Source organism: Geminicoccaceae bacterium (assembly GCA_020638465.1).
Classification (GTDB): Bacteria; Pseudomonadota; Alphaproteobacteria; order Geminicoccales; family Geminicoccaceae; genus JAGREO01.
Genome location: JACKIM010000001.1, coordinates 25831 through 40177, shown reverse-complemented (window position 1 = coordinate 40177; position 14347 = coordinate 25831). Strand labels below are relative to the sequence as shown.

Sequence of the window (14347 nt, the reverse complement as noted above, 5' to 3'; positions counted from 1 at the left end):
AACGGGGGATCTTCCTCATGCGCGTGCCATCTTCTTCTCGCGACCGATCGGATCGAGTTCGAGCGCCCTGGTCATGATGTCCTTGGCGATCGGCGCTGCCGTCTTGCTGCCGCTTTCGCCATGCTCGACGATCACCGACACGGCATAGCGTGGATTTTCGTAGGGTGCGAAGCAGACGAACAGCGCGTGGTCGAGTTCCTCCCATGGCCGGTTCTTGAGCTTGTGCAGGCCCTGTGCGCGTTCGGAGCGGGTGATGCGGCGTACCTGCGAGGTGCCGGTCTTGCCCGCCATGGTGATGCCGGGGATGTCCAGACGCGCACCGCGGGCGGTCCCGCGGTTGCCGTTGATGACTTCGTGCATGCCGCGCAGGACCGCATGCAGCGATCCTTGCGAGATGTCGATGGCCGCGACATTCTCGACCTCGGTCGGTCGAACGAACCACGGCTTGACCGCCTTGCCGCCATTGCACAGCCTTGCCGTCATGATGGCAAGTTGCAGGGGCGTTGCCAGGACGAAGCCCTGGCCGATGCCCGCCACCAGTGTCTCGCCCTTCTGCCAGGGTTCGCCGATATTTTCGAGTTTCCATTCCCGCGTCGGGATGAGCCCCCCGCGTTCGCCGGGTACGTCGATGTCGAGCTTGTGACCGAGGCCGAGCTTGTTGGCCATCGCCGCGATCGCGTCCACACCGGCCCGGCGCGCCACGTCGTAGAAATACACATCGCAGGACTGGGCCAGCGCCTGGTTGAGGGCGATACGCCCGTGGCCCCATTGTTTCCAGCAATGAAAGCGTGCCCGCCCCAGGCGCATGTAGCCGGGACAGAATGCCTCGTAATTTGGCGTGACCACGCCGGACTCCAGCGCGGCCAGGGCCGTCACCATCTTGAAGGTCGAACCCGGTGGATACTGGCCCCGAATGCACTTGTTGACCAGCGGATGCTGCGGATTGTCACGCCATTCGCGCCATACGGTTTGGCTCAGGCCATTGTTGAACGCGCGGGGGTCGAAGGTGGGAATGCTGGCCATGGCCAGGACAGCGCCGGTGTGCACGTCCACCACGACGGCTCCGGCCGCCTTCTCGCCGGCCAGCCGGTTGAAGCAGAACTGTTGCAGCTCGATGTCGATCGACAGGTTGAGATCCTTGCCGGAATCGCCCTCGTCCCGTGCCAGCTCGCGAATGGCGCGGCCGACGGCGTTGACCTCGACCCGGCTCGACCCGGCACGGCCGCGCAGCAGGTGATCGTAGGTCTTCTCGATCCCGTTCTTGCCGATGCGGAACTCGGGGATCTTGAGCAACGGGTCCGGATCGTCCTTCAACTCGCGCTCGTTGACCGGCCCGACATATCCGAGCACATGGGCGAGGACCTCCGCATCGGGATAGTCCCGAAGCAGGCTCGAATCGACGACGATGCCGGGCAGTTCGGGTGCGCGCACGGCGATGCGCGATACCTCCTCCCAGGTGAGGCCCTCGCGTACATCCACCGGGACGAATGCCCGGCGGGCCTGTGCCTGCCGGACCACTTCATCGATGGCCTCGGGCTTGAGCTCGACCAGCGTGGCCAGCCGTTCCAGCGTCCTGCGCAGGTCGCGGGTGCGCTCGCGGATCACCCGGATGCGATAGGTCGGGACGTTGCGCGCGATGGGGCGCCCCGCAATATCGTAGATGCGCCCGCGAGGCGGGATGAGGAGTCGCTGGTTGACGCGATTGTCCTCGGCCAGCAGTGCGTAGTCGTCGGCCTTGCTGACCTGAAGGTAGTACAGCCGTGCGCCGATGCCGAGGAACAGGGCGCTTTGCGCGGCGCCGGTGAAGATCGCCCGCCGGGTGAAACTGCGCAGGCGTTCAGCTTCCTGATACATGATTGGCCTTGGGCAAGAGTTCGCGGATCGAGCCGAGACTGTAACTCACGACCGGATAGACCGCGACGGTCAGTGCGAGTTCGAGAACCATGGGCCGCAGCTCGAACAGTTGTCCGTACCAGATGCAGGCCACCACCCAGCGCATGCCGAGCACGGCGGTGGCGGCGACGACGAAGCTGGCCCATATGACGATGAACGAGGTGGTCGAAAGGAACCGTTCGCGCGGCATCAGCATGTTGCGGGCGACAAGGAAGACGAGCGATGTCAGTCCCAGCGGCATTCCACCGATGCCGTCGATCACCATGCCGAGCACGAAGATCCAGACGATTCCCAGCAGATCCGGCCGCGAGATCGTCCAGTAGAACACGACGCAGACGAGGAGCGACGGCATGATCGCCTCGGGGGAGGCCGATGGCAGGGGCATCAGGTCGATGAACAGGGCGACGATGGCGGTCAGCGGCGGCAGCAGCCGGCCGAGGATGTCCCCCGGATGACTGTAGAGCCAGTCCTCGATCATTCGACGCTTCCGCCGGCGTCGGCCGGTGCCGTGGGAGATTCGGGTGTCGCCCGCGATTGTTCCCTCTGGACCGCCGGCTCGGGATAGACCCGGTGGGGGCCGTAGAAAAGCTGGTCCGCCTCCTCGTCGATGCCCGCGTCATGGGTGATCGGCTGGAACTGGAGGACGGAAACCTGGTCCAGTCGGGTCCAGTCGATGTTGGGCCGTACCGAGACGGTCTGGTCGTCGATGTGGACGATCTGCCCGATGGCCACTCCGGGGGGGAGCAGCCCGCCCTGTCCCGAGGTGACGACCTCGTCCCCTACCGAGAAACGCGGTTGCAGCGGCAGGAAACGCAGTTTGGGCTCGCCGCTGTTGTCTCCCTCGAGGATGGCCCGGTCGCCGGAGGGGCTGACCACCACGGGCACGCGGGAGTTGAAGTCGGTGAGCAGCATGAGCCGTGCCGTCCGGCTGCCGACACTGAGGAGGCGGCCGACGAGGCCTTCGGGGCGGATCACCGGCATTCCCGGTTCCAGCCCGCGATTGCGGCCGGCATCGATGAGCATGGTGTGGACGAACGGACTGGCACTGTCGGCGACCACTGCCGCACTGGTAAAGTGTCGCGTGCGGGGAATGCGCGGAGCGTTGAGCAGTTCGCGGAGACCTTCGTTCTCCACGTCGAGAAGGACTGCCCGGGACTGGACCGCCAGCAGTCGCTCGTTCTCGGCGCGCAACCTCTGGTTCTCCTCGAATACCGCGAGAATGCCACCGAACGTCTGGGCCGTGTCGCGGGTGAGTTCGATCGGCTTTCGCAGCAGCGAGAGAATCGACAGGCTGCCATCGGCGATCCCGTCCGAGGTGGCTCGGATAAGCCGCAGGTCAACCTTGCCCAGAACGAGAACGGCCACCGAAATGAAGATGAGCGTCGTCAGCAGCATGCGCTGTGTCGATGCACGGATGTGGACCGCCGCGACCGACAGATGGTGCAGGGCCGATCTCATCTGGGGGCACCCTCGGGTTTGTTCATGACAACGATCATATCACCAAATAGGCGAGTTAAAAGGCCCGATCTGCGCCTAATGCGCGTGTTCAGCTCCAAGGCCCGACATTCTGTCAGATGGGGAGTATGACCGTGCAGGAATAGCCCCCGGTCTTGTTTCTCTCAACCATGTGACGAAAATAATGCGGCATCCGGCCCGGGGCGGAACTGGCCTCCACCCGGCGAGGGGACGATGTCGGGATGGCTCTCCTGGCAGGCAGGCCGTCAATAGGCCGTATGCAGGACGTGCTTGAGGGCCTTCATCTCTTCGAGGCAACGACCGGTGCCCAGGGCCACGCAGGTCAGCGGCTCGTCGGCCAGGCTCACCGGCAACCCCGTTGAATGACGCAGGACGAAGTCGAGATTGCCCAGCAGCGAACCGCCGCCGGTCATGACGATGCCCTTGTCGACGATGTCCGCCGACAACTCCGGTGCTGTATGTTCGAGCGCGACCTTGACCGCCTCGATGATCGCGTTGACCGGCTCCGCGAGGCTTTCGGCAATCTGCCGCTCGGAGATGACGATTTCCTTGGGTACGCCATTCATCAGGTCGCGGCCTTTGATTTCCATCACCTCGCCATTGCCGTCCTCGGGCAGGCAGGCCGAACCGATCAGCTTCTTGATGTTTTCCGCCGTCGCCTCGCCGATGAGGAGGCTGTGGTTGCGGCGGATGTAGTTGATGATGGCCTCGTCCATCTTGTTGCCGCCGACCCGGATCGAGCGGGCATAGACGATGCCGGCGAGCGAGATGACCGCGACCTCGGTGGTCCCGCCACCGATGTCGACGACCATGGAGCCTGTCGGATCGGTCACGGGCAGGCCGGCGCCGATGGCAGCCGCCATGGGTTCGTCGATCAGGTGCACGCGCCTCGCACCGGCCGCCTCGGCGGCTTCCTGGATGGCGCGGCGCTCGACCGCGGTGGAGCCCGACGGCACGCAGATGATGACCTGCGGGCTGGCGAAGCCGCGCCGCTGGTGCACCTTGCGGATGAAATGCTTGATCATTTCCTCCGCCACCTCGAAATCGGCGATCACGCCGTCGCGAAGCGGCCGGATGGCCTCGATGTTCCCGGGGGTGCGGCCGACCATCTGCTTGGCTTCGTTGCCCACCGCAAGGACCTGCTTTCGTCCTCGCAGTGTCTGGATGGCTACAACCGATGGTTCATTGAGAACGATACCTCGACCCTTGACGTAGACAAGGGTGTTGGCGGTACCCAGGTCGATCGCGAGATCGGCGGAGAAGAGGCCTAAAATTCGGGCGAACATATGACCAGCAACGGCTCCGGGGCTTGATCGTCGACATGAGGGGAGAGGCTCCTTGCCTCTCCCCTCAGGCGATTATCGAGATCGATTATGCGCTCTATAGCGTCGAGCGCATCGCTTGTCATGCACGCAATGGTTTAGATGTGACAAACGACATGTTTCAAGCGGAAATTGCGGAAGGAGCCGATCTTCCACGTTTGGTGAACAGTTTGTTCAGTGCGGCGACATAGGCCCTCGCCGACGCCACCAGCGTATCGGTGTCGGCCGACTGGCCGTTGACCGTGCGGCCATCCTCTTCAAGGCGAACAGTGACGATGGCCTGGGCATCGGTCCCCTCGGTCACCGCATGGATCTGGAAAAGCTGCAGTTTCGCGGCATGCGGGACCAGAGCCTTGATCGCGTTGAACGTCGCGTCCACCGGACCGTCGCCGGTCTCGACCGCCCGTTTGTCCTCGCCGTGAATCTCCAGCACCAGTTCGGCCGTCGGCCGCAGCTTGGAACCGCACTGCACATACAATTCGACGAAGCGCACATCCTGACTCTCGGTGGCGATCTCGTCATCGACCAGTGCGACCAGGTCCTCGTCGAAGATCTCCTTCTTCTTGTCCGCGAGGTTCTTGAAGCGCTGGAAGGCTTCGTTCAGCGCATTGTCGCCCAGTTCGTACCCCAGGTCCTTCAGCTTGGTCTTGAAGGCGTGGCGGCCGGAATGCTTGCCCATGACCAGGTTCGACTTGCCCAGCCCGACATCCTCGGGCTTCATGATCTCGTAGGTCTCGGCGTTCTTCAGCATGCCATCCTGATGGATGCCGCTTTCATGGGCGAACGCGTTGGCGCCGACGATGGCCTTGTTGGGCTGCACGGCAAAGCCCGTGAACGCACTGACCATCCGCGAGGCGCGCATGATCTCCTGCGTCCGGATGCGGCTCGCATAGGGCAGCAGGTCCTGGCGGGTCCTGACCGCCATGACCAGCTCTTCCAGTGCCGCATTGCCGGCCCGCTCGCCGATGCCGTTGATGGTGCATTCGATCTGCCGGGCACCGGCCTGAACCGCGCGCAGGGAATTGGCCACCGCCATGCCGAGGTCATTGTGGCAATGGACCGAGATGATCGCCTTGTCGATGTTGGGCACGTTGTTGCGCACCGCACGGATCAGGTCGGCATATTCCTCAGGGTATGAATAACCCACCGTGTCGGGAATATTGATGGTGGTCGCGCCGGCCCTGATAGCGCTCTCGATGCAGCGGAATAGGAAGTCGTGCTCGGTACGCGAACCGTCCTCGCAGCTCCATTCGACATCGTCGGTATAGCCGCGCGCGCGGGTCACCGAGGACACCACCCGCTCATGCACCTCTTCCGGCTCCATCTGCAGCTTGAACTTCATGTGCAGCGGGCTGGTGGAGATGAAGGTGTGGATGCGGCCGCGTTCCGCGGGTTCGATGGCCTCCGCACAACGGTCGATGTCGCCGTTGGCGGCGCGCGCCAGCCCGCAGACGACACTGTTCTTCACGATCTTGGCAATTTCACGCACGGCGTGAAAATCGCCTTCGGACGCGATCGGGAAACCGGCCTCGATGACATCGACACCCAGATCCTCAAGTGCCCTTGCCACCTGCAGTTTCTCGTCCGTGTTCATCGACGCCCCGGGCGACTGCTCGCCGTCGCGCAACGTGGTGTCGAAAATGACAATGTGGTCCGAATGGGACGGATTCTCGCTCATGTCTGGTTCTCTCGTCTTCGATCTGTGTGCAGTCGGGATGTTCGATCAGTCCCCTGAGCGGGCTGCCGCATGCGCGGGTCGGCTGGCTCAGGGGCCGGTAAGTCGAAGGGCGAGGTCCAGCGAAAGAATGGACGCGGCGGCGGAAATGCCACCCGGGGTCAGGACATGCAGCTGCGGAGCCCGGTGCGGCCCTTTCGCGTCACTGCTTGCGCCAATCACAGTCATCCTGTCGATCTCGTCGTCCTGGAACCCATGCTCAGCTTGAGGCTGAAGCCGCATTATGGCGTCGGGGCGGCGGTCTTGTAAAGTCCGGAGCGAAAAAAATCGCGGGGAACAAAGCCGTTGCCGGTCAACCGGTTGCGCGAAGGATACTCTTTGGCGACCGGATTCGGGCCGTGCCATTCCCTGCTTGCACATTTGATCATGGCCCGGCACAAAAGAAACCAAGATGAAAAAGGGGAGGGTGGCGATTTGGCAGGCTTGCGCCTTGTCGATGTCGAGCGTCATTTCGGGCCGGTGGAAGCCCTGCGCGGCATGTCGTTCGATGTTCTGGATGGCGAGTTCTTCTGTGTGCTCGGCCCCAGTTCATCGGGCAAGACGACGACCCTGCGCGCGATTGCGGGCCTTGAGAAGCTTCGTGGCGGCCGTATCGTCATGGATGATCGCGACATCACCGATGCGCCGGTGCAGGGCCGCGACATGGCGATGATCTTCCAGACCTTCGCCCTTTATCCCCATCTCACCATCCGCAAGAATTTCTCCTATCCGCTTCAACGTGACGGCATGTCCTCCTCCGAGATCCGCAAGCGCGTGGGGGAGATTGCCGAACTGCTGCGGGTGACCCATACGCTCGACCGCAAGCCGCCGACGCTTTCGGGCGGCGAACAGCAGCGCGTGGCCATCGGACGTGCCATCATCCGCCGTCCGAGGCTGCTGCTGCTCGACGAGCCGCTCACCAATCTCGACGCCAAGCTGCGCCACGACATGCGCGCGGAGTTCAAGCGGCTGCATCGCGAACTCGGCATGACCATGCTCTATGCCACGCCGGACCAGCTTGAGGCGCTGACCATGGGGCAGCGGGTGGCGGTCATCCGCGACGGCAGGGTCGTGCAGATCGACACCCCCAAGGCCCTCTACAGCGATCCCGGCAGCACCTATGTCGCCGGGATGGTCGGCGCGCCGGCCATGAACTTCGTGGATGGCGAGATCCGCGGCGGCGGTGGAGGACGGCCGGAAGTCGAACTGCCGTTTGCCAGACTCGATGCCGGCGAACTGCCGGCGGACGGCGGGCGCTCCGTCACCGTGGGCATCCGTCCGCACGATATCGCCCTCGGGCATGGCGATGGCGCGCCCGGAACGGTGGCGCTCGATGCCCGCATCCACCTGACCGAGCCTCTCGGCGACGTGACCATCCTCGACCTCGACGTTCCCCCCGGATGCGGACTGAGGATGGTCCTGCGCGAGGAGGCGGCAGCGGGGCTCGATGCGGGGCAGAACATACCGATTTCCTTCAGCGTGTCGGATATCCACCTGTTCGGCAGGGATACGGGCGCGAGGTTGGTCTAGTTGACAGTTCACCGGGCGAAGTCATGAGCATCAAGGGAGGCACAAACATGAGCTCATCGATAAGGCGGCGGCTCGTCCTCGGAGCATCGTCGTTGGCGGTCGTGGCCTGCATGGGGACGGCTTCGGTGCGGGCCGCCGACATCACCATCACCATGGCGGCGCCCGACTGGCCGCCAACCCGTTTCATGAAAGAGTATTTCGACAAAACCTATCAGTCGCCGGACGGCAACAATACCAAGCTCGACATGGATTTCATACCGTGGCCGAGCTTCTACGAGCGCGTTGCCGCCTCGCTGACCTCGGGCGAGCAGAAGTACCAGATGATCGTCACCGACAGCCAGTGGCTGGGCGCGTTCGTCGAGGGCGGCTATTATCTCGACCTGACCGAGTACATGAAGGCCGATCCCGAGCTGACGGCGATCATGAAGGATCTGCATCCGGCCCTGGTCTCCGCCTATTCGACCTATCCGCACAAGACCCGCGAGCAGCTTGAGGAAGCGGGCGAGTGGCCGGCCCCGGACACCCACTATTACGGTTTCCCGCAGTTCCCCGACACCTACGTGACCTATTTCCGCAAGGACCTGTTCTGCAACGAGAAGGAAGCGGCGAATTTCCAGCAGCAGTTCGACGAGAAGCTGCCCTGCACCTACGAGGACTGGCAGGACGTCGACTGGAGCACCTACGAGAAGATCGGCAAGTTCTTCAAGCGCGCCAAGGGCGAGCCACTGGGTGACGGCGTCGCCGAGGACGATTTCTACGGCATTTCGTACCAGGCCGGTAAGGGTTACGACTTCTCGACCATGGAGGTGAATGCCTTCGTCTGGCAGTATGGCGGGGGTATCTGGGACGAGACCAAGGCACCTGACGGACAGGCCGAGGGCGTCGTCAATTCCGATGTCGCGGTCAAGGCATTCGAGCACTATCTCAGCCTGCTGCCCTACATGCCGCCGGTGGCGCAGACCGGGCAGATGGACATCTTCGTCATCCAGGACCTGTTCATGCAGGGCAAGGTGGCGAGCACCATCGACTGGGTCGGACTTGGCGAGCCCGTCCTCGACCCGAAGACCTCGACAGTCGCCGATCTGGCCGATTTCGGCCCGGCACCGGGCCTGCGGCAGGATGACGGCAACATCGACCGCACGGGCAATATCGGCGGGCAGCCCTTCGTGCTCACCACCTGGAACAGCGACGAGGTGGTCAAGGAAGCGCTCAACGTGGTCAAGTGGTGGCTCAAGCCCGAGACCCAGCGCGAATTCGTCGCCAATGGCGGCCAGTCGGGTCTCCGGTCGGTCATGGCGGAGCCTGAATATGACGGCCTGCGGCCCTGGAACCGCGCGCATGTCGAGATGATCGACTGGCAGCGCGATGTCTGGCACATCCCGGACTTCTTCGAGATGCTGACCCAGCAGCAGGAAGAGTTCGACAAGGCGATCACCGGGCAGATCTCCGCGAAGGAGGCGCTCGATTCGGTGGCCGAGTTCCAGCAGCAGCTGCTCGAGGATGCCGGGCTGATCGAGTAACCTGAAACGGTCGGGGAGGGTCCGTGCCGGGCAATGGCCGGATCCTCCCCGTTCGGCGAACTCGCAAGACGTGGGGGCGGATAGCGCGAGATGGTCAACAGAGCTGCAGTACAGGGAGCCGGAGAGGGCGGGTTCCTGGCTTGGATGATGTCACCCGAGCGCCGCGGTGCGCTCCTGGTGGCACCGGCCATTGCCATACTCTTCGTGATGAACATCTTTCCGCTGCTCTGGTCGTTCGGCCTGAGCTTCTACAACTATCGCGCCAACCGGCAGGCGGTTCCGGAGTTCCAGGGGCTGCGCTTCTTCGAGCGCGTGCTCACCGACGACAGGGTATGGGAGCGTTTCCAGACGACGGCGGTGCTCGTCGGCTCGTCGGTCCTGCTGCAACTGGTCATCGGCTTCCTGCTAGCGCTGCTGTTCGCCAGGACCTTCCCCCTGCGCCGCATCCTGCTGATGCTCGTCCTGACGCCGATGATGCTGTCCTTCGTCTCGGTGGGTGTGTTCTTCAAGCTGTATTACGAGCCGACCTTCGGCATGGTCAGCTGGATCGTCAATCACTTCACCAGCGAACCCTATGTTCAACTGGCCACACCGCTTGGCGCGATCGTCGGCATCGTCATCGCCGACGCCTGGATGTGGTCGCCGTTCGTCATGCTCCTGGTGCTGGCGGGCCTCGTCTCGGTGCCGAAATACCTCTACGAGGCTGCCGAGATCGACCGGGCGTCGTCATGGCGCCGGTTCTGGACGATCACCTTCCCGTACATCAAGAGCCTGCTGCTGCTGGCCGTGCTGTTCCGCACCATCGAGACGTTCAAGCTGTTCGACATTGTCTACATCATCACCGAAGGCGGTCCGGGTTCGGCCACCGAGACGATCGCGGTGCATGTCTACCGGCTGGCGTTCCAGAATTTCCGTACCAGCCAGTCGGCGGCCCTGGCCTATATCGTCCTGTTCGTGGTGATCGTGCTCACCAATCTCTATCTCTACGCCGTCAACCGGCGCGCCGAGGAGGTCAGCTGATGGCTGCAAGACGTCGGGAGATCGGCAAGGCCGGCTGGGGTTATACAGCCATCACCGCAATCATAAGCCTTTTGTACTTCCTGCCCGTGCTGTGGATCATCCTCACCGCCTTCAAGACCCGGACGGATGCGCTGGCCATACCGCCCAAGCTGTTCTTCACGCCGACGCTGGAGAACTTCACGAGCGTGTTCTATCGCCAGTCGATCGCCGGCGGTGGCAGCCAGGAAACCGACTTCCTGTTGTATTTCTTCAATTCGATCTTCATTGCCGGGACATCGGTTCTTCTGGCGCTGATTGTCGGTACCCTGGCAGCCTATGCCTTTTCAAGACATCCGCTCAAAGGCAACGATACCTACCTGTTCGTCATCCTCACCACCCGCATGATGCCACCCATCGTCGTCATCATCCCCATCTTCCTGATGTTCCGCCTGACCGGCCTCGCCGGCTCCTACTGGGGCATCATCCTGCTCTACACCGCCTTCAACATCCCGTTTTCGGTGTGGCTGGTGAAGAGCTTCTTTGACGAGCTCAACCCCGAGATCGAGGATGCGGCGCGCATGGACGGTGCCACGGAGGGGCGGGTGTTCTTCGGCATGTGCATTCCCCAGGTGCTGGCCGGGCTTGCCGCCACCTTCGTCTTCGGCCTGATCCTCACCTGGAACGAGTTCCTCTTCGCCCTGCTGCTCACCGGCGTCGATACCCGGACGGTTCCGGTGGCCATGGCGCGTACGCTGGGCGGCGAGGTCGGGGTCGATTACGGCCTGCTGGCGGCCATCGTGACGCTGTTCCTCATCCCGATCTTCTTCGTCACGTTCCTGCTGCAGAACCAGCTGCTGCGTGGTGTGACCTTCGGCACGGTGAAGAAGTAGATGACCATCGAGCTGAAACAACTCACCAAGACGTTCGGCAGTCTGACGGCCGTCGATGCGATCGATCTCGATGTGGGCGAGGGCGAGGTGCTATGCCTTCTGGGACCTTCAGGATGCGGCAAGACGACCACGCTGAGGATGATCGCCGGGCTGGAATGGGCTTCATCGGGCGATATCCTGCTCGCCGGGCAAAGGGTCAACGACCTGGCCGCCCGCGAGCGCAACGTCGCCATGAGCTTCCAGTTTTATGCGCTCTATCCGAGCCTGACGGTCGCGGAGAACCTCGCCTATCCGCTTCATGCCGAGGGGCTGTCATCGAGGCAGATCCGCGAGAAGGTCGCCGGGACGTCGCGGGTCCTTCAGCTCGATTCGATCCTGGGTCGCAAGCCCGGCGAACTGGCCGAAGGCGAGAAGCAGCGCGTCGCGGTGGGCCGGTCGATCATCCGCGATCCCAACTGCTTCCTGTTCGACGAGCCGCTGTCGCGTCTTGACGTGCAACTGCGCGAGGAGATGCGGGGCGAGGTCAAGGAAGTCCTGCAGGGTCTCCACCGGCCAACCGTCATCGTGACCCACGACCAGCTCGAAGCCCTGACGATGGCCGACCGTATCTCCGTCATGCGCGACGGCCGTATCGAACAGGTGGCCACTCCGCACGAGATCTTCCAAAAGCCGTCCAACCTGTTCGTCGCCGGCTTCATCGGCACACCGCAGATGAACCTTATCCCGGCAACGCTCGCCGGCATGGAGGGCGAAACCGGCGCCACATTCGCCCTGAAGGGCGGCCAGACGCTGGATCTGACGGTCGATCCGGCGGTTTCGCGATTGCGGCAGGGGACGAACGTGACGCTGGGCATCCGCCCGCGCAACCTGGAGATTGTCCACGAGGACGTCAGCGACGGCCTGTCGTCGAAGATCGACATGATCGAACCCATGGGGGCCGAGACCCTGGCCCACCTCAATGACGGCATGCACGATCTGCGCGTGGTCACGGACTGGCGCACGCCGCTTGGCGAGGGAGACCGGGTTCATGTCCGTTTCCAGCCGGGTGCCGTGCATGTTTTCGGCAGTGACGACCAGGCGGTGAGGGCAGCATGAGCGCAATTCAGGCCAAGGCTATCGAATGGGCGATCATCCTCCTGTGCGTAGGATCGATCGTCCTCATCTTCCAGCCATTCTCGTTGCAACTGTTCTCCATAGGCTGCGTCACCGTGGTGGTGGGTGCACTTGCCTTCAACCTCATCCCGTTCTGTCGTCCGGGGGTCCCGTTCAGAAAGCTCGCGAACGTGGTCGGCATCGTCCTCCTCGTCCTCGCGGTGGCCGCCATCCTCGGTATCCTCACCGCTCAGCTCTACGTCTGGTACCTGGGCACATTGCGGTAAATTCCCCATCGTCGGACCGTCCAGCCGACTCCCGTCCCGATGGGGCAGGCAGGCTCACCCCATTTCCGCAATCCTGTCGAACTGGGGTTTCAGGCGTTCGTAGAAATCGTGGTAGATGCCGTATGCGGCGTCGTAGGCGGGCTTGCGGGCCGTGTCCGGGACGAGCCGCGTCTCCACCTCGACCATGGCGCAGGCGCTTTCCAGGTCGCTCCACACTCCGGCACCGACGCCGGCCACCAGTGCCGCACCGTACGCGCCGCCCTCCGCCGCACCGGCGACCGTGACCACCTCCGCGCCGATGATGTCGGCCTGCATCTGTCGCCACAGCAGGCTCGCCGCTCCGCCGCCCGAAGCGCGCACCTCGCGTGGATCGACGCCCAGCGGCCGCATCAGCTCGAACATGTCGCGCATGCTGTAGACAACGCCTTCCATGGCGGCGCGGATGATCTCGCCGGGACCGTGGCGAAGCGTCAGCCCGACGAAGCCGCCGCGGGCGTTCGGGTCCGGATGGGGGCAGCGCTCGCCCAGCAGCCATGGGAGGAAGAACAGCCCCTCCGCGCCGGGTGCCACGTCTTCGGCCAGTGCCGTGAGCGCGTTGAAATCGAGTTTCCTTCCGGCGAATGCGGACAGCGTGTTGCGCAGCCAGTTGAAGGCGCCACCGGCATTCATCGACACGCCCATGCAGTGCCAGCGGTCGGGGCTGTTGTTGCAGAAGATCTGCAGCCGCCCGTCGGGATTGTCGGGACAGTCGGCCAGCGCGGTGGCGGCGATGCCTGCCGTGCCGATGATCGACTGGACGATGCCCGGCTCGATAAGACCGCTGCCGGTGGTCTGGATCACCGCGTCGCCGCCGCCGGCCATCACCGGCAGGCCGGCGGGCAGCCCCAGTTCCGCCGAGAGCGACGGCCGCAACCTGCCCGTGACAGCATGGCTCTCGTGGGCACGCTGGAACAGCGAACGGTCGAGCCCGATGCGGTCGATGAGCTCGAAGCTCCATCGGCGGTTGCGGACATCGAACAGGCCCGTGCCCGAGGCGTCGGAGACGTCGGTGGCCTTCTCGCCCGTGAGTTCGAGGCGGATGTGATCCTTGGGGTTGATCACACAGCGCAGCCGCTCGAAATGGGCGGGTTCCTCGTCGCGCAGCCAGGTGATCTTCGAGCCGGTATAGCCGATCAGCATCTGGTTGTTGGTCATCGCCAGCAGACCGTCGAGTCCCCCCGCGGCCTCGGTGATGGCCCGGCATTGCGCCGCCGTGCGCTGGTCGTTCCACAGGATGGCCGGGCGGATCACCCTGTCGTCGCGGTCGAGGGGAACCAGCCCGTGCATCTGCCCGGAAAGGCCGATGGCGAGGATCGACGAGCGGTCGCCGATCTCGCCGACCACGGCGCGCAGACCGTCCAGGGCTGCCCGCCACCAGAGGTCCGGGTCCTGTTCTGCCCAGCCGGGTTTCGGTGTCGAGAGGGGATATTCGACCAGATGGCGGGCAAGGACCCGGCCTTGCGCGTCGATGACGATGGTCTTGCAACCCGACGTGCCGACATCGATGCCGATCAGCTTGGCGGACGGACTGGCCATGATCGGTTACCTCCCCATAGTTGCTTGCGGGGAACATGTCACAGCCGGC

Annotated in this window: 13 protein-coding genes; 6 read left to right on the top strand and 7 right to left on the bottom strand. The window is 63.7% G+C overall.

Annotation, left to right across the window (positions count from 1 at the left end; translation table 11 throughout):
• Positions 1-15: 15 nt before the first annotated feature.
• The 6 genes from mrdA to H6851_00155 all read right to left on the bottom strand — a co-directional run bounded on the left by mrdA (position 16) and on the right by H6851_00155 (position 6594).
• Positions 16-1854, bottom strand: coding sequence for a penicillin-binding protein 2 (gene mrdA / locus H6851_00180; protein ID MCB9942027.1), 1839 nt, complete (start codon positions 1852-1854; stop codon positions 16-18).
• Positions 1838-2371 (bottom strand): rod shape-determining protein MreD, encoded by a 534-nt coding sequence (mreD, locus tag H6851_00175; protein ID MCB9942026.1) that lies wholly within the window; start codon positions 2369-2371, stop codon positions 1838-1840. Before mreD ends, mrdA begins: the two co-directional genes overlap by 17 nt.
• Positions 2368-3351 carry a rod shape-determining protein MreC gene (mreC, locus tag H6851_00170; GenBank protein MCB9942025.1) on the bottom strand — a complete coding sequence of 328 codons (984 nt, stop codon included), beginning with the start codon at positions 3349-3351 and terminating at the stop codon, positions 2368-2370. The genes mreD and mreC overlap by 4 nt, the downstream gene beginning before the upstream one ends.
• Before the next feature lie 263 nt (positions 3352-3614).
• Complete coding sequence (locus H6851_00165) at positions 3615-4655, bottom strand: rod shape-determining protein (GenBank protein ID MCB9942024.1); 1041 nt, start codon at positions 4653-4655, stop codon at positions 3615-3617.
• 157 nt (positions 4656-4812) lie between these two features.
• The gene (locus H6851_00160; GenBank protein ID MCB9942023.1) at positions 4813-6369 is read right to left on the bottom strand and encodes a 2-isopropylmalate synthase; all 1557 of its coding nucleotides are present in this window, start codon (positions 6367-6369) and stop codon (positions 4813-4815) included.
• An 87-nt stretch (positions 6370-6456) separates the two neighbouring features.
• Positions 6457-6594 (bottom strand): hypothetical protein, encoded by a 138-nt coding sequence (locus tag H6851_00155; GenBank protein ID MCB9942022.1) that lies wholly within the window; start codon positions 6592-6594, stop codon positions 6457-6459.
• A 246-nt stretch (positions 6595-6840) separates the two neighbouring features.
• On the opposite strand from H6851_00155, the gene H6851_00150 reads away from it, so the two are divergent.
• The 6 genes from H6851_00150 (at position 6841) to H6851_00125 (ending at position 12723) form a co-directional block, all read left to right on the top strand.
• Positions 6841-7935, top strand: a complete 1095-nt coding sequence (locus H6851_00150; protein ID MCB9942021.1) for an ABC transporter ATP-binding protein — start codon at positions 6841-6843, stop codon at positions 7933-7935.
• Between the two features lie 47 nt (positions 7936-7982).
• Entirely contained in the window at positions 7983-9455 is a 1473-nt protein-coding gene (locus H6851_00145) for a carbohydrate ABC transporter substrate-binding protein (GenBank protein MCB9942020.1), read from the top strand.
• Positions 9456-9545: 90 nt separating this feature from the next.
• Positions 9546-10475 (top strand): sugar ABC transporter permease, encoded by a 930-nt coding sequence (locus tag H6851_00140; protein MCB9942019.1) that lies wholly within the window; start codon positions 9546-9548, stop codon positions 10473-10475.
• Positions 10475-11344, top strand: a complete 870-nt coding sequence (locus H6851_00135; protein MCB9942018.1) for a carbohydrate ABC transporter permease — start codon at positions 10475-10477, stop codon at positions 11342-11344. Before H6851_00140 ends, H6851_00135 begins: the two co-directional genes overlap by 1 nt.
• Complete coding sequence (locus H6851_00130; protein ID MCB9942017.1) at positions 11345-12439, top strand: ABC transporter ATP-binding protein; 1095 nt, start codon at positions 11345-11347, stop codon at positions 12437-12439. It abuts the gene before it with no gap.
• A complete protein-coding gene (locus tag H6851_00125) occupies positions 12436-12723 on the top strand; it encodes a hypothetical protein (GenBank protein ID MCB9942016.1) in 288 nt (95 codons plus the stop codon). The genes H6851_00130 and H6851_00125 overlap by 4 nt, the downstream gene beginning before the upstream one ends.
• A 54-nt stretch (positions 12724-12777) precedes the next feature.
• Here the strand turns inward: H6851_00125 and xylB are convergent, their stop codons facing one another.
• The gene (gene xylB / locus H6851_00120; protein ID MCB9942015.1) at positions 12778-14298 is read right to left on the bottom strand and encodes a xylulokinase; all 1521 of its coding nucleotides are present in this window, start codon (positions 14296-14298) and stop codon (positions 12778-12780) included.
• Between the last annotated feature and the right edge of the window lie 49 nt (positions 14299-14347).